We start from the raw sequence: 23,710 nt of genomic DNA on the forward strand, positions 1-23,710 counted from the left end.
ACTTACATTACGGAATATAAATGAAATGTAACCTAAAAAACTACCGCACCATTACGTCATATAGCATTTATAGCCATAATTGCATGTTCGAAATCATCATTGGGTAATGTCGATCTGCCTTTAATACGAGCTTTGTAATTGTATATGGTATTGAGTGAATACTCTAAAATGCGGGCTATCTTTTCGGTATCATTAATCCCTAAACGAATAAGTGCAAAAATGCGGAGATCCGTGTTAAGCAATTGGCCGTTATTAAGTTTCACCTGGTTTTCTTCACTAAAGTAAGAGTTAAACTCTTTTACAAAATTTGGATAGATTTTTAAAAAAGCTTTATCGAAATTCACAAAAAGTTCTTCGCGTTCTTTACGCAGGTTTATATTGTTGACAAGCACACGTATGTCTTCAAATTTCTTAGTAAGCAACTTGTTCTCTACCGATCTTTTAAACTTATCCAGCTTATCAATATAATCGGCTATGATGTTGAAATAATAGCCGATATATTCTTCTTTAATATGGTTAGCTTCATCAAGTTTAAGTATAGTCTGCTTTAAAGTATGGTTGGTAAGATCGAGCTGATCTATGGTATGCTGAAGCTCCCGGTTGGCCTCCATAATAATTTTATCGGCAGCTTTAAGCTTTTTGAGTTGTTTGCTAATGATAAACGCGAACACCACAATTATAACGGCTAAAACGGTTAACAAAGCTGCATATAGGAACAGCAATTGCTTCTGCTCTTCTTCGGTATTGATACGCTCGCCGGCTATAACCGGCAAAATAGCAGTAACCTGTATTTTTCGCTGCCTGGCACCATAATAGGTAGCATCGTCCAAGGCTTGTTTTATATAAAAGTAGGCCTTCTTCACCTCCCCTTGTTTATGTAGCAACTGCGCCAAGGTTACCATGGCGGCCGTTTCTTTGGTTGATGTCTTGATATCAGCAATTGCTGCCTTAACAAGTAACGCTACTGCCAAATCGGGCTTGCCGGTTTGTATGTAAACGTCGCTTAGTGTTGATGCAGTTACGGCTACCTCGTGGTTAGTAAGTTTATGATTAGCAATAAGCCGGCTTAAATTGTTGATAGCAAATTCAAAATTACCTGCCTTTAAATACTTTAGTCCGTGGTAATACAAAAATGAATAAGAATCCGGGCTACAGTACCTGGAAGCAGAATCGATGTATTTACCAGCCAACTGGTTATAATTTGCGGTAAAATACTCATCCTTATCATAATCGGCCAAATCGTAATAAGTACGGGCGGTTAGCAGGTAATATTCCATCCTTACTGTATCGGGCAGCAGTTTTACGTTAACTGTTCGTAGCACATCAAAGGCCTCTTTAAACATGCCCGATGAAAGCATGGTGAAGCCCATCTTTATTTTGCCATACGATATTTTGGAAGGCTCTTTAAGTTGCTGTCCTAACTGTTGCAACTTTCGCGAATAAAAAAATGCCTTATTATAATTAAAAGCCTTAAACTCATTATACAGGCTTAAACAGATGCTGTATTGACCGGGTAAATTTTTTGCGTTGGCAAGTTCTTTCTGGTAAGCAGAAATCCTTTTTAGCTTGCCGGTATCATATTGCGCCTTTTGTTCAATTACGCTATTCAATTGTGTTAAAAGCTTATCGTTACCGCTTGCCCAAACAATTTTAATAGCAATTACCATAAAAGCTATGCAAAGTGCAATACGCCTCATAAACTTATATTATATAATAGAACTTGGTTATAAATTGGTCTGTGAATTTCAGCAAATTTTTTATACCAACGATAGTTAATTGCTTTTAATAAGAAAAGCAAGTGCATACTAAACTTAGAAAACCGGTTAGGAAAACAAAGATTTAATAACTAAGGCATTGTTTAAATTTTAGCTGTGAAAAACATTCATCTTAATGCTTTTGCATACTGGTGGTATAAAGTTATGAAAACCAAGATCTACTACCATTTATATTTTGGTGTTGCCCATTTACTTATAAATTATTGTTAGTCAGTCTCAAAGCGTATTAAAAGAGCAATCCTGGTTTATATTCCACTTTCACAGCTGGAAAGATTACCGCTTATTTCTTCTATTTGTAAACGAGGTGTATTCTACATAACATAAGTATCCTAGCAATTCAATTAATATGCGGTTGAAATTCTTATTTGTAGTGTTCGTGGTGTTTGTTTCAACAAGTTTTGCAACAGAACTGCCTGGTCGTGGCGCCCGTATTTTATGGACCACTTATGAAGCGGAGAACATGCGTACAAACGGCATGGTTATGGGTCCAACATATAATCCATATAGAGTGGAAACTGAATCATCCGGCCAGCGTTGCGTTAAACTTAGTGTTAAAAAGCAATTTGTTGAATTTACGGCTACCGTTACAGCCAATACACTGGTAATAAGGTACAGTTTGCCAGACAGCAAACAGGGAAACGGCCAAACGGCAACACTGGGCGTATACAAGAATGGTAAACTAAATCAGCAAAAAAAAATAACATCGCGTTTTGCCTGGCTGTATGGTAAGTATCCTTTTTCCAACAACCTTAATGGCGGTACGCCCAGGCATTTTTTTGATGAAACTAGATTGAGCGGAATACAGGTAAAGAAAGGCGACGTTATCAGAATACAACGTGATGATCAGGAAGGCGATGAAGCTGCTTATTGTACAATTGACCTGGCGGACCTTGAAAACGTTGATTTACCGTTAAAAGCACTTTCAAGTTCCATATCCATTACCGACCCAAGCATTGCCGTTCCGGTTAACGGAGACTATACTGAAGCTTTTAATAAGTGTATAAGCAAGGCTGTAGAGACCGGAAGAAGCGTTTGGATTCCTGCCGGTGTTTTCAAGATAAGCGGAGATATAATACTGCCTGCAAATATACAGATTAACGGAGCCGGAATGTGGTACAGCCAATTGGTTGGCGATGACCAGTTGTACGCCGATCCTAATAAGCGGGTAAGATTAGTTGGCCGTGGCAGCAATATTCACCTAGCTGATTTTGCCATAACCGGAAACCTTAATTACAGGAGCGACAAGGAAGCTAATGACGGCATTGTAGGCTCTTATGGAACGAATTCAACAATTTCACGAATATGGGTGGAACACACCAAGGTGGGTATGTGGATAGAAAATTCCAGTAATTTGAAAGTTGCAGGTTGCAGATTGCGGAACACAATGGCCGACGGTATTAACTTCTGTGTAGGGATGAACTCATCCACCATTGAAAATTGCACGGCAAGAGGAACGGGTGACGACTGCTTTGCTATATGGCCAGCCGTATTTAGCAAACAAGAATTTGCACCTGGACACAACATTATTAAGAACTGTACGGGCCAGTTACCTTTTCTGGCTAACGGAGCGGCCATTTACGGAGGTGACAGCAATGAAATAGCCAACTGCTCTTTTGCAGATATTTGCCAAGGCTCGGCTATTTTGCTAAGCACTACGTTTCCGACAGAAAATGGTGATAAAACAGTCAATAACAACTTTAAAGGTGTTACCACCATACAAAACTGTGAAATTAAAACAAGTGGCGGCTTTGACCATGAATGGGATTGGCGGGCTGCAATAGAAATATGCCTTGATAAACGCAGTATCAGCGGGCTTGCGATAAAGGACATCAAAGTTAGCAACAGCCTCTCAAACGCCCTAAGCGTTATAACTAAGCAAGATAATGTCAAGGCAGTAAGACTTAGTAACGCCAGTTTGCACAACATCAACATTGTGCGTTATGGCATTGCGGCGAAGGATAAGCATGCTTTATACATATCGACCGATGCTAAAGGGCAGCTAACCATCATTAATTCAAAAATATCAGCAATCGAAAACAAATCCCCCAACTTTAGCTTGTCGAACTTAAGTAAGTAACGAATATTTTATACTAACGGAAATTAAAGCCGCGTTAATGAAGCTGCGCATACAGCGAACCGGCCCCAGGATCATCTGACCGTATCCATAAAAAGATGATTAGCATGCAACCTTTATTTCGCTTCACTTCTCGAATTAAAATCAACTATCTTTTTATCCCCACTGTAAAAAGAAAGGCTTACGGTTCCTTTTTTAACTGTGTACTTCATTTTACGAACTGGCAGCAATTCCTTTTCCAACCATTGTTCCCCTGATTTCTTCCAAAGCATTAGCGTTGCATATAAGTTGTCAGAATGTTGAGCCGGGTCGTACTTATCCTCTACATCGATAACCGCACTTTTTAGCGCAACCGGATGTAAGCCGGTACTATTAACCACCTCCACTTTATCCCATCCACTGAGTGATACCAAAGCAAGCTGGTAAATACCGTTGTCTATAATTTCAACCTGATGTCCCTTAATGCGGCGGGTTTCCCTTTTGATTGTTCCGTTAACAGCGGGCAGTGAGTAGTGCCCCGACCTGATGGTTGCCGGTACCGTACTCATGTTTCTGTCTATTCTCAAAACACCATTTGGAAGTGGAATTTCGGCCAGATTTATTTTTACTTTATCATTTGACGCAAACACGCCATCGCGGTAATAAACACCATTATCATATCCCTTAAAAGTAAACATGCGCATGGCCTCCCATTCATCTTTATCAGTTTTGAACACATAGCCCATTGCCACTTCACCATTCTTGCCATCGGCTTGCCACGGGAAAGCACTGTTGTAGGAAAGCCTGGTATAATTCTCCGTTCCTTGGTATACCCCCACAGTTTTGCTGTAACACCACGCCCTAATCTCCGAAGCACCAATATCCGGATAATCAGTAATCAGAACGTTCGACGTTTTTGCGTATTTGTTGTATACCTTACCCGTTTGTAACTGGGTGGTCCAGGCCCCCTCATTTTCTTTAGCTGTCCAAAACGGGCTGTTTGGCGGAACCAGCAGCCCTAAAAACAATTTCCCCAACCAAAAAACGCTTCCCCTGCAGCTGTAGGTCTGAACGGCTGGCTCAAAAGCTCCATAAAAACCCAGCGTTGGCACGTCGTCTTTCAAAAAGTCGGGGTTTTTCAAAAATTGCAGAATGGTGCCCGATGCAATACGCCGCATCCACCCATAGTTAATCTTTGGATTGGCAGTAAACCCCATTAATGGAAAGGGAACAGCAGCCCCCATTCGATAAGAAATGCTGCGCCCCCACATAATCATCTCCCCTTTTTTGGAAAACATGTAAGGATAGTTATCCTGTAAATTATCAAAGTTCTTATCCAGTTGGGCGGCGTATGCCGGGTAATATTTCTTGCCAAAATATTCAGACCAAATTTTTCCATACATCTGGAATGCCCACATGCTGTAATAATCATAATACGGACTATCATTATACCACCCTTGCCCATCGTATTGAGCTAAAGATTTTTCCATCAAATCCTTAAGCAATGGCTCATTAACTTGGTATCCCTGGCTTTTGTAAAAGCTTAAGATCATGATGTTAAAATAGCGCCAGTTCATCCCTATCGTCGGGCCATCACCATAGCTCAGCATGGTTTCGGATAGTTTTGCTTTAACTTCTGTTGATAGAGGTGTCCAAAAGATTTCGGGCGCTACCAACAGAGAGGCAGCAAGCCCGCCAAACTCAACAAGCTTCTGGCTCGGCCCTCCGCCCTTAGCACGAGGTTCTATGTAAGTACTGCTTTGAGGATTGAGCATTAAACCCAGTTGATGCCTGTAATATTTCGCCAGAGGAATGCCATTAATAGTTAAATCTGGCTGTTCTTTTAAAAGTGGGCCGGCTATAAACATGGTGCGGCACAGCCCTTCCATTTTTTCGGTAGCATTCGGCTTATCGTCACGTGGATAACTCTTTCCCGGCTGTTTAGGGAACTCCATCGGGTCATCAAGCGTCTTGACGTAGTTGAAGGCTCCGGCCAACAGGTAAACACCGGCGTCCTTCCAATGCTTTCTAGTCATACCCGTTAGTGGACTCAGCTGTGTATCGGGATCACTTACGTCGAATACCCTTTTATTGCCCGGAGTGCTATCAGGAGCAACGGTGCTCCTTGGTTCCGTATCAGCTAGGAAAACACCAACCGTTGAGCCAGCACCGGAAATCTGACCAAATGCGCCTTGCATTAACGCACATAGCAAAATGAGCAACTTTATGGGTCTAATTTTCATACAAGTCTAGTTTAATCAAGATGCAACAAATAGCTTACTGAGATTTGAGGGTAACCATTGCTGGTGCTAAACCGGCTGAACTGACGCTAACTTTAATAACTCCCGGGCTTTTTTGCGACTGTATATATGCCAGCAGTTTGCCATGATAGGCCTTCCGCCGGTTAGCCTGGTAACTTTCATGGCTGGCCAAATCGCCGCTTTCGAGTCCCAGGAGCTTGGCCGGACCTTCCACCCTGATTGATAACTCGTTGTCGGCTTCGTAAACCGGGTTTCCATCTTTATCTGTAAGTTGTATCTCGATATGTGCAAGCTCCTTTTGCGCATATCGAAGTATTTTTTTATCAGCCGTAGCCTTTATCTGCGCGGTTGCCGAAGTTGTTTTTAATGTAAAGGAAACGCTTTTGCCGTCTTTGACGCCTTTTACCATCAGCTCACCAGGCTCATAATCCACCATCCAAAAAGTACCCTGTCCGCTTGAAGCTATTCGTTCTTTACTACCCAATGACTTTCCGTTCAGAAAAAGCGCTGCACTTTCAACATTAGAGATGCAATTAACCCTTATTTTATCTCCCCTTTCCCAGTTCCATGAAGGCTTTAAGGTGCGCTGGCTCCGGTCTTCATTACCATTTGTAGCTTTAGAAGCCGTTAAATAAATCACAGGGTCGGCTGACCATAAGCTTTTGCGGGCATAAAAGTCCGCTTTAGGAAAACCAGCCAAATCCAATAACCCGGCCCCGCTACTTCTAACGGGCCATTTTCTGGCCTCACCAATAAAGTCATAACCTGTCCACAAAAACTGGCCGAATACGTTCGTGCTGGTATCTACAGCGGTCCAAGCATCTGCCGTTTTTCCGTTCTCGCTGCCATAAATTATTCGTTTGGGGTAACTTTTATGGTCACCAGCATAACGGTATTCTTGATAGTTATACCCCACAATGTCTAAGTTTTGCGGATAAGTGGTAGTGTTTGACATGACCACACCGGCAAGTGCAGCGGTCACAGCTCTGGTAGTATCTACTTCTTTAACTGCTTTTACCAGCATTTCAGACAACTCGCCAAGGCGGCTTGCCGGCGGATGATCGGGCAGGTACCCTTTGCCATAAATTTGCGGGTTTCTTCCGGTGTTTAGTACTTCGGCACTGTAAGGGTCGTTTGGATAATCAATTTCGTTACCAATGCTCCACATAATGATTGACGGATGGTTTTGTGTGCGCAGTACCATATCTTTTACATCGCGACGGGCCCATGCTGTAAAAGCTTCATGATAGCCGTCTTTACCGGGTTTGCCAACGTTCCAGCCTGCTATCCACTTGTTTTTCCCCACTTCCCACTCATCAAAGGCCTCATCCATCACCAAAAACCCCATCTCGTCGCACAAATCATACATATAAACCTGATGCGGATAATGACTCATCCTGATGGCATTGCAACCGGCTGCTTTGAGTAACTTTAAACGCCTTGCCCACACATCTTTAGGCACCGCAGCGCCCAGAGCGCCTGCATCATGATGTATACAAACGCCTTTGAGTTTGGTATTCTTTCCATTCAATAAAAAGCCTTTATCCGCATCAAACTTTAATGACCTGAAGCCAACTTTTTGACTGTACTCATCAACTTTCTTTCCATTTTTTATAACAGCAACTTGTAAGTCATACAAATTAGGGTTACTGTCTGACCATAACTTCACATCATTCACCACGATAGAAAGGTGACTGCTTGTTGAACCCCTGGCCAGAATTAAAACGTTTTGCTTAGAACTGGCTACAGTAGCATTTTTATAACGTAATGTAGCCTGAAGCGTAACGGCAGCTTTTTCATTTAACGAATTATTAACTAACACATCTACATTAGCCGCCGAACGACTAACGTTCACAACAGGTGTTGTAAACTTTACACCCCAAACCGGCATGTACACCGGCGTTTTGGTAATTAGGTATACATTGCGGTAAATGCCCGAACCGGTGTAAAAACGCGAATCGGCAAACTGTGTATGGTCTACTTTTACAGCCAACGTGTTGTTCCCTTTTTTAAGGTAAGCGGTCAGGTCATAATAAAATGGTATAAACCCATTAGGCCGTTTGCCTAATAAATGTCCGTTTATCCAAACTTCACTATTTTTGTAAACGCCATCAAAGTAAATTAAGGTTTTACCAGAGGAAGGAAACGCACCGCCTTGAAACATTTTACGATACCAACCGATTCCACCGGGCAGATATCCGGTACCGCTGGCCCATTGCTCACTAAAAGGCCCTTCAATACTCCAGTCATGCGGCAGGCTAACTAACCTCCAGCCGCTATCATCAAAAGCAGTTGTTTGCGCTTGCGAGCCGGCATCGCCTTTATAGAACTTCCACCCTTCGGTAAACAAGTAACATTTACCTGCTGTTTGGCCGAATAACAGGTTGGAGAATGCGCAGTAAAGAACTATAAGCAATACTTTTTTCATGGAGATGGTTGTTATGAAATTGGTTACCAGTTCAGGGTTACTAAAGCCACAGCCTGACGCTGCAAGCCTAAAGGCAGCTTTACTTCACCGGCACGAACCGTTTGTTTTTTCACCTGTATACATTGCAGCTTTCCCGCTTTTTCTAATGTTGCAAACTGGACGGTGGTTGGACTTTGTGGTGCTCCCATCTTTTTCCATACCTCATAGGAGTTACTGTGGTCACGGTCAATTAAATAAACCTTAACCGTAACCACCTTGGCCGGCACTCCTGTGACTGTCAATTTCACCGGTTCAGCAGAACCTTGCTTATCCTCATCATGATAGTTCCAAACCATTACAGCGGCCGATTTTGGCGCCTTGGCGGCAAGCGCTCCTATTTCAGTTTTATTTTTTCTGATACTGGAGTCGACAACGGTTTGTAACGGAAGCATTCGGTTGCCGTCAACTTTTACCCGATCGCCCCTCATCATTCCAAACATCCTGAAAACGTTCAGAACCGGTTTGTCTACGCCGTTTGTAGCCAAATCGCGGAAGCCATAAAACCATGGCTGGTTTTCAAACTCGAATGACCACGATACAGCGCCAAGAAAGTTGACCTGATAACGGTCGGCTAATAAATATTTACGTGCAAAGGTAGCGGCTGTATAGCTGGAGTATAAAGTGCCGTTCCGATAAGCATTCTCGGGGTTAGTAGCCATACCGCAGGCCGCACAGCCTTCCGGATCTGATTCACCAATAATAAGCGGCAATTTTTTTGTTTCGGGGTAAGAGGCTGCCATTTTGAATCCTGCTGATATATCGCGTAACTGGGGCGACATATTCATTCTAACTACACCGTTGCTAAGCTTGGGACTACCTTTGGCATGAAACAGCAATGCATCTAAAGGAGCTCCCTTTTTGTTGGTAGCATAATTAGTTCCCGAAATACAATGTTTGATAAATTGAGTTGTCCACTCTGTAGCAGTTTTACCGCCCGTACCAGCAATGTTGATACCCCCAATTTTTGCAGTAGGCAGCGCTTTTTTTAAGCCATCGGCTGCGTAATCGTAAAGTTTAAAGAATTCGTCACGGGAGCCTTTCCAGTAGTACCCGTTGGGCTCGTTCCATACTTCCCAATACCAACTTTCCACTTCCTTTTTACCATACCTGTCAACGGAGTGCTTTACCCATTGATATACTAATTCGCGCCACTTATCATAGTCTTTAGGCGGATAGGCCCAGCCGGTGATAATATCCGTATAAGGGTCGCCGGGTTTCCAATAATGCCGGTAAGGTTCTGGGTGGGTGGATAAAGCCCGGGGCATAAAACCAATTTGCGCCAGCGGCTTCATACCACGTTTAACGTAGGTATCAAAAATACTGTCAATAATGGCCCAATTATAAACCGGCTTACCGTTAGCATCTTCGGTATAAGCATTAGTTGACCCCCACTTTAAAGCGGCTGTGCCATCGCCCGTTACCAACAGGCTGTGCGTACGCACATATACCGGAACAGGACTTAGCTGCGCTAGCTCACTAAGCAGCTTTTTACCATCTTTCATGTAGGTATAATTGGGCTCGTCATATCCAAACCATGCCCATACTGGTTTCATAGGTCCAACTTTCTGGTTCAGATCTACAGTAATATAGGCCGCACTATCTGGTGTGGGTTGTGCATTTGCTTGCTTACCAAATATTAGGGCGTAAAAAAAAAGTAACAATAGCCAATAGTTGCGCATCATTGATATAATGGGAAGTAGAATTTTGTGATCAGTAGAGCTGTAAGTTGGTTATTAGAAAACAGTACACAAGGTAGAAATTTCCAGTTAAGGTTGATAAGAATTGCCTACCTTAATTTGGTTGCCGGTTAGATCAACTTCGAACAGATGAGGCACCCGGATGTAACGGCCGTTTACACTTTTGTGGCTGTGAATAGCCATCAAAGTCTTTCCCGCCAACGTTTTAAATAACATACCATGCCCATAGTCGGGCGGAGTAATAGGCAGCTTTTCCTGTATCCAGGGGCCGTCTAGGGTACCGCTTTTTGAATAGGCAACGCCTTGCGTATAAACGCTGTATACCCAGCTTGTCCATATCATGCCTAAACGCCCGGTTAATGTCCGAAACAAATAAGGCCCGTCTGTAACCCGGTTTGGCCGTTCTGAGCCTTGCTCATCTTTTTCCCTGCTCCAGGGCGAATCGCTGGCCCGGAACAGTACTTTGCCTTCGCCTGTGGTGCCACTTAAATCGGGCTTTAATGCAATTTTCTCTACCGTGCCGTTCCAGTTTTGCAGCCACTCGTGGCAATAAATCATGTACGGCTTGTTATCCTTATCAATCCACAAGGTAGCATCCAGAGTTGATTTGTTGGCAGGCAGGTACAGCGAGTCTTTCATAGGAACAAATGGGCCGTCGGGCTTATTGCTAACCAAAACATGGCAAGCCCGCCTTTCAACAGTATTACCCTTATAATTATCAATTTTGATATTACGGTTGGTAAAGGTGGCAAAATAGTAATAGCGACCTTTATACTCATGTATTTCGGCCGCCCATATCATGGGTTTAGGCCCCATCCATGAAGAGGTATCAACCTGAGCCACGTTGTAAGGACCATCCCATAACTTTAAATTTTTGCTTTTCCATAACATGCCCCCCGTGCCGGTCATATAATAAGCATTTGTTTTTTGGTCGGCCATAATAAAAGGGTCGCTCAACCTAATAGAATCTAAAGGAACATCGATTCTAATCTTATTACTCCGCTGTGCCCTTGCAGAGGAAGAAATGAGCAGCAATGCTCCGGCCATTATAACAATGAAATTCTTTACCATGTCTTTACCAAGTTATACAATACCCCTAAATGTGCCCTTAATATATACCAATGGCACTCCAAAAGTTCCCGTAGGCTGTCTTTTTTCGGCCAATCAACATATTTAGCAGGTATAAATATGTAATGGTGACAGCCACTCAGGTATCACCACTACAACTATTTACTATCTATGAAGCTATATTTGTTTAAGACAAATCAGCTGCGTTGATTTACCATCCTGGATTTTGAATCATCGACGGCATTTTTCGGATCTCCTCGTCCATTATTGGCAACAAATACATTTCGGGTCTGAACACATGCTGACGAATGTTATTTTCAACCTGGTAGGTAAAAGTTAAGCCAACTCCGGTGGCTAAAGAACCGGCTGACCCCACACGTATTGGATGCATTACCCGGTTAAAACCATTTGGACCACCGTTGTAAAGCGACATGGCGATTTTCCACCTTCTTATATCGTGCCAACGCTGATCTTCAAAGGCCAGCTCAATTCTCCGCTCGTTTTGAATAAATGCCCGCATTTCGGCCTGCGTCATATTGGCTTTCATTCCATAATTGTTATCTGCCCCGGGCTCAATGCCTGCCCTTTCCCTAAGTTCTCTTAATTTCGGATAAGAAAGGTCTGTTCTTCCGGTTTCGTTAATTGCTTCTGCATAGTTTAATAATATTTCGGCATAACGCATCAATGGCCAGTTCCTGGTAGGGCTGGCACCTACGTTATTTGTTATGGTACTGTCGCACATTTTACGGCAAAAATACCCCGTATTACCGCCAGATGAGAATGCATCGCCGTTAGATCCGGTGCCGGTAAAGGTCCAAACAAAATCCTGAACATTTGAATTACTTTGATACCTGGAGCCATTAAAAATGATACTGTAATTAAACCGCGGATCGCGTTTAACATAAGGATTATTAGGATTGTAACCAGATGCCGGGTCATTAATTGCTTTTCCGTTAAGCATCGGAAACGCATCCACCACATCCTGAGTAGGGCGTGAATAGTTCTGACCACTCCTTGTTCCGGGCAGATAATAAGACTCAAAATCTTTGTTATTTGGACGGGTTACCATAAAAATATATTCCTTATTGGCCCTGGTTAAAAAAACCTCATAGAAACCAAGCCCTGGTTTGGCAGTGTTAACATTTAAAGAATAATATCCGCTATTAATAACAGCATCAGCTGCATCAGCTGCGGCCTGCCAGCGGCTTACGTTGTACTCCGGGTAACTTACAATTGCCTTTTGCTGTGCATTTGCAGCCGGTATGGCACCGCCATTAAACAACGGACTGGCAGCATATAACAACAACCTTGATTTTAACCCCATTGCGGTTCCTTTAGTTACCCGGCCAAAATCAGCATCCTGGTACCCTGCAGGCGGAGCCGCGTTAGGTGCGGGCAACAGTTGCATTGCCTGATCGAGCTCGTTAGATAGGTAAGTCACAAATTCCGCAAAATTTTGACGCGGAAGATCAATAAAATCTTCGATGCCATAAACACTATCGCCTACGTTTGGCACCCCGCCGTAAACAATAAGCAGCTGCAGGTAGTACCAGGCACGTAAACACCGTGCCTCACCGCGCATTCGGTTTTTGGTAACATTAGTAAGAGGCCCCCTGTCAATATTTTTTAACAGCACATTACACCGTCGTATATTCCGGTACGGTGTTGCCCAAATATCTGTAGCCTTTGGGCTTGAACCGTAGTTTGCCGGTGAAAAGGTGCCCTGATAAAACATTACTGATGGACGGGTGGCAGAGCTTAATGAGTATTCTGCATCGTCTGCAGAGGTTTCCCAGTTGCCGTGCGTTTCCCATCTTCGTTTGTTGAAGGAAAACCCGATGCCTGCATAACTGGTTTCACCAGCATTTCCTTCAGCATAAATCCCGTTTAAAAATTGCATAGTGCGCAAACTGTCGGTAAATGTTTGCGCTTCATCCAAGGCAGGTGCTGAAGTATCCAGAAACCCTGATGTTTTGCTGCAGGAAGATAGGACTATGTAAGCACCTAATATGATAAATAAGCTCTTTCTCATAAAATATCTTGTTATTGATTTAAACCTCAATCATTAAAATGTTGCAGAAATACCAAAGTTAAATGTCCTTTGCGGCGGATAATTGGTCCTGTCGGTACCGCCTGATCCGTTTGTACCCTGACCAATTTCCGGATCCAATTGATAAAGCTTACTAAGCTTGGTCCAGGTAAATAAATTGTATCCGTTAGAGTATATTCTCAAATCCTTCATTTTTAGTTTTGACGCAATACTCTTGGGAAATGCGTAGCCAATTTCGGCGGTTTTTAAGCGGATAAAATCTCCCGGAATTAACCAGAAGGTAGACGGATAGGCCCTCGAATCGCTGATACCGGGAATGAACGAAAGCAGCGGAAACTGCGCGTTGCCGGCATTTTCGGGTGTCCAGGCCTGCTGATGAATAGCCCTGAAGTTAGAGCCGAATGGCTGAATGGCTTCGGCAGCGCCCCGCACATTGAAATTTCTTGATCCCTGGAAAAATACACCAAAGTTGAAATTTTTATACCGTACCGATAAATTTAAGCCCCCTGTTGTATTAGGGATATTAGGGTTACCCTGTACGCTGGCATCATAGCCGTTAATAATACCGTCTCCATTTAAGTCAGCATATTTCAAATCTCCCGGACGAACGGTAAGGCCGGCAGGCTTAGCACTGTTGGCAATATCATTAGCATCCTGGTAATAACCAATCCACGTATAAACACGCTGTGTATTGATGGGGTGACCTGTGTATGCCTGGTAACTGTACAAGTATGAAGGTTCATCAGCAAAATCAATTCTGTTTTTTGCAAAAGAATAAGTTCCTCTTACACTAAAAGTAAAATCCTTTGCAACCCTTCCGTTATAATTTACATCAACTTCGTAACCCTTATTGTTAACCTTACCTATGTTTACGGGTGGCAAGTCTTGCCCAACAGTCCGCGAAACAGAGCCAAACCGTGAATCGGCTGCTCCGCCGCGGTCTGTAAGGATATCAAACCTATTGTTATTAAAATATTCAACTGTAGTGGTAAGCTTATTGTTAAAAAAACCCAGCTCTAAACCTAAGTCCAGTTTCTTTTCAGTTTCCCAGGTTACCTCCAGGTTCCCCAGTCTGCCTTCATATATACCGCCGCTTGTGTTAGGGTTGGGGTTGCCAAAGTAAGTCTGGTTTCCATTAGAGGTGTAAACCTGCTGATAGTAATAGGTAAATCCACCCAGTTTGTCGTTACCTGTTAAACCATAAGAACCCCGAATTTTAAATAAACTAACAAAATCTACCTTCTTCATAAATGCTTCCTGACTCATTACCCAGCCGGCTGATATCGCAGGAAAGAAACCAAAGCGCTTATCAATGTAAAAACGGTCTGACCCGTTAATAGCGCCATTAAATTCCAGTAGATATTTTTCCCTGAAATTATAACCTAAACGACCAACATAACTTCTAAACACGGTAGGTTTAAAATTGTACTCGCCGGTGCCGGCCCGCGTATCAGATTGTTGTAACACCAGTGCCAGGGCGTTTACATGATGAGATCCGAAGCTTCTGTCGTAATTTAAAGATGCCTGCGCATTGAGCAACCGGATAGTACTACCATTATTGGAGCCCCTTATTAACCTCCTTACACGGAAAACGTTACTATTGCGGGGTGTATAGGTATTAGCAGCAGCATCGTAAATAAAGGAAGGAAACTCGCCGCCATCCATGCGTACGTTGGGATTGTTGTAGTTAGAAGCGTAAGATAAAGTTCCTTTTAACGATAAGCCTTTTGTAACGAAATTCAGCTTTTGATTTAATTGTGCTGCTAAGTTCATGTTGTTTTCAAACGTGCGCACATAGCCCAGGTAAGTTAGCCGGCCAATAATGTTATTGGCATCGTAAACGGTACCACCTGTACCCGGACTACGGGCCCACTGGCTGTAACCTAATGATCCATCCGGATTGTAAAGCGGATAAGCCCAGGGTGCAAGCGTCCATATACTGCCATAATCGGCAAATACATCATTCCAGCCGTTCGGACTACCTACTTGCGGCACATTGATGGTGCTGATGTTGCCTGATAAATCAATTTTGAAATCTGTACTTGAGGTTAATTTCAAATCGAGGTTTGAACGGTAGTTATAGCGCTCGTTGTAATAATTGTTATTCACGCCAACCTTGCTACCAAAATCCTTTACCATACCATCCTGATGAAGATAGCCGGCAGATACAAAGTATCTAACGGTTTGACTGCCACCGCTAACATCAAAGTTGCCGCGATACTGTTGGCTATACTTTTTAAACAACTCATCTTTCCAGTTTATGTCCGGATGCCCGTAAGGGTCGGTATGATCGCGGTAGGCGGCCAAATCAGCATCCGAAAACTGGGGTGTTTGGCCATCGTTTTTTTTGCCCTGGTTGTACAGTACCGCAGCATCATACGCATTCAGGAATTTGGGGAAAATAGTAGGCTGTGAAATGCTGGTCTCTCCGCGAAAAGTAATTTGAGGGGTACCAATTTTGCCGCGACGGGTGGTAACGATAATTACACCATTAGCTCCCCTAACACCAAATACAGCCGTTGCCGATGCATCTTTCAAAACCGTTACCGATTCAATTTCATTTGGGTCGAGCCTCGAAAACTGATCGAGCGTATACTCAATATCATCTACATAAATAGTAGGCGAGTTGTTACCGGAGTTGAAAGAACTAACCCCACGAATGTAAAAATCGGCCCCATCTGCACCCGGGCGCCCCGAGGTTTGCTGCGTAAAAAAGCCCGGAAGTTTTCCAGCCATCGTGTTCTGAATACTGGCAGCAGGGTTTCGGCGCAGGTCTGCACCCGATACTGTGCTAATGGCGCCTGTGGTTGTTATCTTTTTTTGCGTACCATAGCCTACCACTACAACTTCTGAAAGCCCTTGAGAAGATTCTCTCAGCCTTACCGATATTGTTTGCTGACTGCCTATGTTAATCTCCCTTGTAATAAAACCTACAATAGATACTACCAGCGTTTTTGATGTACCTTTTAAGGCAAGTGTAAAACGACCTACAGCGTTCGTTTGAACGGAATTGCTTACCCCCTTTTCTGTAACGGTTGCGCCAGCTATGGGAGCACCCGTTGTGTCTGAAACCAATCCTGAGATGTTGTTGTTCTGCGCCATGGCTTTCACACTGCATAAGCAGTAGATGGCGAGAACCCAATAAAAAATATTTTTCATTTTTAATCTTTAATTGATGATTAATTGCCTGAACATAGAGGTTACCAGCCCTCGTTTTGAATGAGTTTGGGATTCTTGAGCACTTCGTCATAAGGGATGGGCATATGATACAGGCGATCATTCCACACCGGCGTTGTTACAGAAATTGGTTGAAAAGATGGCGTTGTTCCATTAGTTATAGAAACGCCGGTCAGATTCTGTGTCATCACCTGGGGAGCTATTTTCCATCTACGTATATCCCAAAAGCGGTGTTCCTCAAAGGCAAATTCAATCCTGCGTTCGTTCATAATGAGCGTTCTGAGGTTTGCCTGAGTAATTCCAGCAGGTACACCATACCGGCTGTTGGCGCCTGCAGCAATACCTCCCCGTTGTCTTATTAAAGCAACCTGTTGAACGGCCTCTTCTGTTCGCCCAAGTTCATTCAGCGCTTCAGCATAATTCAGGATGATCTCCGCATAACGAAAAATGGGAAAGTTATGACTGGTATTAGAGTAGGTAGTACTGGTAGCAAAGTTGCCCAAGAATTTACGCAGGTAATAACCAGTACGGGTTTGAACAGTGGATATACCCGTGTTATTGGGTTTGTCTAAACCGCCTTCATAAGTTTGCACAGGGCGGTTTAACCAGGTTAAACCATTATGAAACACAGTGGCAGCCAACCTCGGATCACGGCCATTGTAAGGCGCAGACGCCGAATAGCCTGATCCGGCATCATTGATACCCAATCCGTTTAACATTGGAAATGCATCAACCAAATTTTGGGTAGGACTGGTTAACCCCTGACTTTTTACGTTTGCGGCAATGTATCCAACAGGAGATTGGTTATTCTCGAGTGTAAGGGTGTTGGCACTTTGCTTGGCAAAAATTATTTCGGCCGACATCTTATTGATGAATACTGAGATAAAAGGCGTTGGAGTACCGCTGGAAACCAGGTTGTAATAACCCAAAGCTTTAAATTCGGTATAAGCATCTGCAACTGCTTGCCAGCGATTTGGGTTATTGCTTGGGTAACCGGTTAATGCCTTTTTTGTGGCATCAGATTCAAAACCACCGCCGTTAAAAAGCGGACTGGCAGCATAAAGCAATACACGGCATTTCAATGCAACCGCTGCACCTTTTGATACCCGCCCGAAGTCGGAAGAGGAAACAGGATCAGGGCGCATATTATTTTTGACCGAATTACATTCACTTATAATGTAATCTACTGTTTCAGCAAAAGTGTTCCGGGGAAGTTTAATGTCATCTTCCAAACCGTAAACGGTATCACCTAAAAGGGGCACACCGCCATATCTTTTAAGCAGTTCCCAGTAAAAATAGGCACGCAAAAAACGGGCTTCCGAAATCCAGTATTGCTTAGTTTGCGCGGTTACCGGCACTTTGTTAATATTGGCTAAAAACAAGTTGGCTCTGCGAATGCCGGAATAACAATTGGCCCAAAAAGTTAGTGTGTAGCCGTTGCCGGTATTTTCTTCAGGGTTATTTTGAGCCGTAACCGTACCGCGGGTAAAATATTCAACCTGCGTGTTGTATCTCGATGGTACGGCATCATCTGTTGCTGCATCTAAAAATTCGCCGTTTACCCGGGCAAACCCGTCGGGGATGTAGGTATAAATGTTGTTCAACACATAACCTGCTACAATTCCATTCTTGTCGGTTGAGTCGAAGGCCATTTCTTTGGTAAACCAGTCTTTTGGCTGCTCTTCGTACTTACGACAGGACGTACTCATGAAGATGAACAGCCCGAATGAACATATTAAGTAAAAATGCTTTTTCATACTTTTGAGGTCGTTAAAATTTTACGTTTATACCAAAGTTATAGAGGCGGAGTACCGGGAAGCCACCAGCAAAAGACTCAGGAGACAATCCATCCAATTGTGATGAACTTTTTGTAAACAGATTATAGCCATTGGCAAAAAGCCTTGTAGAACTTAGTCCCAATTTGCTCACCCATGCGGTTGGCAAGGAATAGCCTATCTCAATATTTTTTAAGCGGAAATAATCCCCGCTCCTGATCCAGAAAGAAGACATGGCATCGTTGTTAGAATTGGCACCATAACTCAGCCGCGGGTAGGTGGCCGTTGCTGCCGTTTGTGGCGTCCATCGGTTCAGGTTCTGTTCGTATGCTTGTCCGGTACCGTTGTTCTGAAACGCCCAGTAACTGTTACCGCTTAAATAAACATTTCTGTTTTGGACGCCTTGAAACAGCACGCTAAAATCAATTCCTTTCCAGCCTGCACCGAGTGAAATGCCGTAAAAGAAAAGCGGCTTGGTAGACCCGATAGCAGTAATATCATTTTGATTGATGATTCCGTCGGCGTTTAGATCCTGATACTTGATATCACCCGGCTGTGGTTTGTAACCAACAGTGGTAGGGCTACTGTTAATTTCGGCCTGGCTTTGAAATAAACCTTGTGAAACATATCCGAACTGCTGGCCAACGGGCTGACCTGTTTGATACATGTAGGCGTATGGACGGGCTACTTCATCAGCAAATAATACTTTGCTGCCTACGGTTGATGCGTTTACCGATATAAAGTATTGGAACTTGTTAACATGTTGTTGCCAGCTCAACTGCCCTTCCCAACCATAATACCTGTTTTGCCCAATGTTCTCATCAGGGTAAATATTGCCCAACAAACCAGCACTGGCACCACGTTGCTGAATTAAATCATAGTATTTATTATTAAAATACTCAGCCGTGAACGACAGCCTGTTATCCAGTAATGTTCCGGTTAATCCAATATTTAGTTTTTTTGCTTTCTCGAACGTTATGTTGGCATTGGGCAGTACTCCCTCTGTGATAGATGTTACTGTACCTGCACCGGTTCCAAAATAAGGGGAAGGGCCGTCAAAATAGCGTGGGTAGTAAATGAAATAACCAGGATTATCCCATCCACTTATACCGTAAGAGGCATAAAGCTTTAAACGATTAAACATGCTTACCGGCTTCATAAAATCCTCTTTCTCCATGTTCCATCCCAAGCCGAAAGCTGGAAAGAAGCCCAGCTTGGTGTTGCCATCAGGCGGGTAGCGGTTCGAACCATTAAATCCAAAGGCAGCTTCTGCCAGGTATTTACCATCGTAATTATAGGCAAACCTACCGGAGGTCCCCACAATGGTATATGGCAACGCTTGCGCATCGCTTGGGGTGGTTGTATTGTCCCTATTGGCCAACAACAGTATATTTAAACCATGCTTATCAAAGTTCTTATCGTACCCAATCGAAAACTCCTCGTAATCCTGCCTGCCCTGGTAGGCTATTGAATTGGAATTTGATTGTGCGCCATTTGTTCCGAATTGAGCCAGTGATGCGGTACCTTGCTGAAACACTGCAAATGATTTGCTTCTGTTGATATCTTCTGCCAGAGTTGAGTTATAGGCCACTTTTCCTTTAATCCATAAGCCTTTAACTAAATCATCCAGATTCTGCTTTAAATACAGGTTCACGAGGATATCTCTGAAATATCGTTGCCGGTAACCTGAGCCAATGGTTTGCGCCAAAAGGTTAGTTTGATACAGTTGCGAACCGCCATAGGAATTGTTAGGATTTAAAAGTGGGTACGCATTAGCCGGAGTGTTTAACAAATTGGAGATAATTGTTCCGGTAGTAACGCCAGGCTCGTTTGTATTCTGAATTCTACCTAAAAGATATAACCCGCCGGTTAGCTTGTTGGTAATGTTCAAATCTACGTTTGAGCGGATGACATAGCTTTTAAAGTTGTTGTTAGTATTATAAGCGGTAGTATCAACCGTTTTAAAAAAGCCGCCCTGGTTTACATGTTCTAATGAAACGAAATATTTGGCCGACTGGTTGCCACCGCTTGCACTAAAGGTGTACCTATTAAATACAGAACTGTTTTTGGTAATAGCCCGCCTGTAATCTACATTCGGAAAATTAATGGGATCAGAATTGTTTTTGTAAGCATCAAGCGCAGCCTGATTGTAATATAAACCGGATGCAGCCGGCACGCCGTCATTGCGTAATGCTTCATTTCTCAGCGTTGCATAGTTGAACGCGTTTAGCGGTTTAGGCCAGGTTATTGGCTGTTGTATGGCAGACTGCACGGTGAACGACAGCTGCTGTTTTCTGGCACTCCCCTTTCGGGTAGTAACCAAGATGGCCCCATGGCTACCACGTACGCCTAACATGGCCGTGGCAAGTGCATCCTTTAAAACTGTCACCGATTCAATCTCTTCTAAGTCAAAAGTGGTTAGGTTGGCAACTACTCCATCTATCAGAATTATAGGGCTCTGGCCCCTTAAGGTTAGGTTTGCCCCGTCTGAACCAGGCAGGCCGGACGTTTGTAATGTATACAAACCAGCGAGCCGGCCGGTTATTGCATTTCTAAAACTTGTAACCGGAGATTTAATCAACTCGCTGTTATACACAGCGTCTGTTGAACTAACGTTAAACTCCTGTGGCACAGAATGGTATATCTGCTGCACTGTGGTAGGCTTAACCAACGGCAAAGTGTTATCTGCTTCTAATGTTAGGGCAAGTTGAGCTTCGTTACCCAAAATGTAGGTTAAGTTCTTAAATCCGTTTAAACTTACAACAATGGTGTCGCCACTTTCTGCCGTTAAATTGAATAGGCCTTTCCTGTTGGTTTTAACTACTATCTGCTTTCCCGACACCCTGATTGCAACATCGGCTAAAGGGTTGTTCTGAGCATCCGACACCGTACCCTGATAATCGGCCCGGGTAGTTTGGGGGAATCGCTTAGGGGTTGGATGTGGTTTTTTGCTGTACGAGGAGGCCACTACACTCAAGGACACGAATGTCCATAGGCATAGCAGTGTGGTTTTGAGCAAAACTTTCATAATTAAAGAGTAATTGGTTAGTATTTTCTGTTTATAAAAGGATGTTGTAATTGGAAAACTTTAGTGATTACTAATTGAAGCCGCTTCCTTAAAAATTCGTTGCTCCTGAAACATCGCCATATAGCTTATATAGTTGGTCCCCCATAGTATGCGAGAGCTATCATCACCTATTAATTAATGTTAGGCACCTAATAACCCACGCTATTATTCTTTTATCCAAGTAAATTGGACAAAGCAGTGCCAAGGCCTATAGTATACACATAGTATACACAGGTAGATCACACGGGATTAATGTAAAAACATGCAAGTGGGGCTGACTAACATCCCGCAACAGATTTTAATAATATTGGTTGCCTAATTGGCTTACTACTACTATAAAAGCAATAGCTTGGTCGCTGCATTTTATACCATCAATTAGTGGCATTGGGAGCGTTGATTGGAGTTTAACTAGGTAAATGTTTTTTCATAAATTGGTTTGGTTATAATTGGTTTTGGTTTCTTCTCATTGCAAATAAAATATAAATAATTAACCACCAGAAGGGGTAAATCCATATTTGATAAGGGGCAAATTCATTATTACGGTGCTTAATGGATGGCACAGGCTGAGATTTGATGAATCAATTGATTAATAATGCCGCACTCAATGACACCTACATCTCCGTTTAGAAGCCTAAGCGACTTAAACAAAAAAAGCGGGTTCGATGGACGAACCCGCTTTTTTTTAATAGCCCGGATTTTGTTCAAGCCTGGCATCTTTATTTACCTGAATATCTGTTAAAGGAATGGGCAAGAGCAGGTGGGTGTTGGTAAGGCCGGTTGTCGGCTTCTGAGGATCGTTACTGTTTAAATTTAACGACCTTGTAACTAAAGTACCGGTACGCATCAGCGTCATCCGCCTGTTTTCTTCTGCAATCAACTCCCTTGCACGTTCGTCTAATATCAGGTCGAGCGACATTTCAGTTGCTGTAGCCTGCGGCGCATTAGCACGGGTACGCAAAACGTTGATAGAATTTACAGCATCGCCTATTTTGCCTTGTTTAAACTGCGCTTCGGCCAGCAAAAGATAAGTTTCGCCCAACCGCATCATAATAAAGTCTTTAATCATAGCATAGCCGAATGTGTCATTAGGGTCGAAAGCGCCCCATTTAAGCGTACTGGGTGCGATACGAAAAAGTGTATCGGCACCGGTAAACGGAACCGGCTTACCATACAGGGATGCGTAAGCAGGTGCCGGGTCATTATAGTAGTACCGGCGCTTAATACTGTACTGAGAATTGCGGATATCGTTGCCTTTATACAACCGGTATAATACCCAATTGCTCAGGCGCAACCTGCCTACACTCCTACCGCCCAGCGAATCTGCCGGTAGCATACCTGGAATGGCATAATAGGCGGCACCAAAAACACGACGCTGTTGTGCATTATCCACATTGCCGCCTGGTACCAGTGAAGGGTTTTCCTGTTCTAAAACCCATATAGCCTCTGTATTACCTTGTGAGCGGCGCTGGTTACCATAAACAAACATATCTGAATAATAGTCGCCGGCACCCCCAGCCCTAACTCCATAACGAGAACGGATCAGGCTGAATTTACCGCTATTGATAACGGCTTGGGCCTGCTGTTCTGCCAGGTCATTTTTACCCATCCGCAAGTAGGCTTCAGCAAGTACCTGCATAGCCATATACTTGTTAGCCCGGCCTACGGGTTTGCCTGCTGCGTTTGTTCTGCTGTTGCCAGCGTTCAGGTCGGGCAGGTTAGCTGCGGCAAATGCCAGGTCGCTTGTAATCTGGTTGTTCACTTCTTCGAGCGGTGCACGGGTAAAATCCAGCTTAGGACTGGTAATGGTATGCAAAATAATAGGTAACCGACCGTAAAGTGTGGCCAAGGTGTTATAAGCGTATCCCCTAAAAAACTTTGCTTCAGCTTCTACCAAACGCTTACCTACAGCGCCCATACCTGTGGCAGACTGTAATCCATCGATAATGATGTTTGCATTGTTAATTAAAGCATAGTAGCGGCTCCAGGTAATCGATGCAGCCCGGTCTGTAGCGGTTAATTGCGAATAGGTGTAATAAGGCACTTCAATGCCCTGCTGCTGTGCGGTGGCATTAGCCACATCTGTACCTACTTGCCAAACACTGGGCCACCCTTGGTCAGCCGACCATGTTAGCGTACCGGTTTGATATTGATACAAACCAATCAGGGATGCCTCAAATCCAAGCGAATCGGTTACTGTTGACGGTATGTAGTTTGAATATGGCTTTTCATCCAAAAAAGCTTTCTTACAGGATGCAGCGCCTAGTATTACAGCTACTAAAACGCCTATTATAATGGAAGTTCTTTTCATGATATCTTCAGA

At 43.5% G+C, this 23,710-nt stretch carries 11 protein-coding genes; 1 reads left to right on the forward strand and 10 read right to left on the reverse strand.

Annotated elements, in window-relative coordinates:
- Positions 1-56: 56 nt before the first annotated feature.
- Positions 57-1,697, reverse strand: a complete 1,641-nt coding sequence (locus tag ABDD95_RS14005; RefSeq protein ID WP_345947958.1) for a DUF6377 domain-containing protein — start codon at positions 1,695-1,697, stop codon at positions 57-59.
- Between the two features lie 424 nt (positions 1,698-2,121).
- Here ABDD95_RS14005 and ABDD95_RS14010 point away from each other — a divergent pair, with 424 nt between their 5' ends.
- On the forward strand, positions 2,122-3,852 hold the full coding sequence (locus ABDD95_RS14010; RefSeq protein WP_345947959.1) for a glycosyl hydrolase family 28-related protein: 1,731 nt from the start codon (positions 2,122-2,124) through the stop codon (positions 3,850-3,852).
- A gap of 113 nt (positions 3,853-3,965) precedes the next feature.
- Here ABDD95_RS14010 and ABDD95_RS14015 read toward each other — a convergent pair whose 3' ends face one another.
- From ABDD95_RS14015 to ABDD95_RS14055, 9 genes are all read right to left on the reverse strand, one after another.
- Positions 3,966-6,071 carry a DUF2264 domain-containing protein gene (locus tag ABDD95_RS14015; protein WP_345947960.1) on the reverse strand — a complete coding sequence of 702 codons (2,106 nt, stop codon included), beginning with the start codon at positions 6,069-6,071 and terminating at the stop codon, positions 3,966-3,968.
- Between the two features lie 34 nt (positions 6,072-6,105).
- The gene (locus ABDD95_RS14020) at positions 6,106-8,517 is read right to left on the reverse strand and encodes a glycoside hydrolase family 2 TIM barrel-domain containing protein (protein WP_345947961.1); all 2,412 of its coding nucleotides are present in this window, start codon (positions 8,515-8,517) and stop codon (positions 6,106-6,108) included.
- 23 nt (positions 8,518-8,540) lie between these two features.
- Complete coding sequence (locus ABDD95_RS14025; RefSeq protein ID WP_345947962.1) at positions 8,541-10,238, reverse strand: beta-xylosidase; 1,698 nt, start codon at positions 10,236-10,238, stop codon at positions 8,541-8,543.
- A gap of 84 nt (positions 10,239-10,322) precedes the next feature.
- Positions 10,323-11,324, reverse strand: a complete 1,002-nt coding sequence (locus ABDD95_RS14030) for a glycoside hydrolase family 43 protein (protein WP_345947963.1) — start codon at positions 11,322-11,324, stop codon at positions 10,323-10,325.
- Between the two features lie 208 nt (positions 11,325-11,532).
- On the reverse strand, positions 11,533-13,353 hold the full coding sequence (locus tag ABDD95_RS14035; RefSeq protein WP_345947964.1) for a RagB/SusD family nutrient uptake outer membrane protein: 1,821 nt from the start codon (positions 13,351-13,353) through the stop codon (positions 11,533-11,535).
- A 33-nt stretch (positions 13,354-13,386) separates the two neighbouring features.
- Entirely contained in the window at positions 13,387-16,530 is a 3,144-nt protein-coding gene (locus ABDD95_RS14040; RefSeq protein WP_345947965.1) for a TonB-dependent receptor, read from the reverse strand.
- A gap of 41 nt (positions 16,531-16,571) precedes the next feature.
- Positions 16,572-18,305 (reverse strand): RagB/SusD family nutrient uptake outer membrane protein, encoded by a 1,734-nt coding sequence (locus ABDD95_RS14045; protein WP_345947966.1) that lies wholly within the window; start codon positions 18,303-18,305, stop codon positions 16,572-16,574.
- Between the two features lie 13 nt (positions 18,306-18,318).
- Positions 18,319-21,351, reverse strand: coding sequence for a SusC/RagA family TonB-linked outer membrane protein (locus ABDD95_RS14050; RefSeq protein WP_345947967.1), 3,033 nt, complete (start codon positions 21,349-21,351; stop codon positions 18,319-18,321).
- A gap of 721 nt (positions 21,352-22,072) precedes the next feature.
- Positions 22,073-23,698, reverse strand: coding sequence for a RagB/SusD family nutrient uptake outer membrane protein (locus ABDD95_RS14055; RefSeq protein ID WP_345947968.1), 1,626 nt, complete (start codon positions 23,696-23,698; stop codon positions 22,073-22,075).
- Positions 23,699-23,710 lie beyond the last annotated feature (12 nt).

The sequence above is a fragment of the Mucilaginibacter sp. PAMB04274 genome, assembly GCF_039634385.2.
In the GTDB taxonomy this organism is placed as follows: domain Bacteria; phylum Bacteroidota; class Bacteroidia; order Sphingobacteriales; family Sphingobacteriaceae; genus Mucilaginibacter.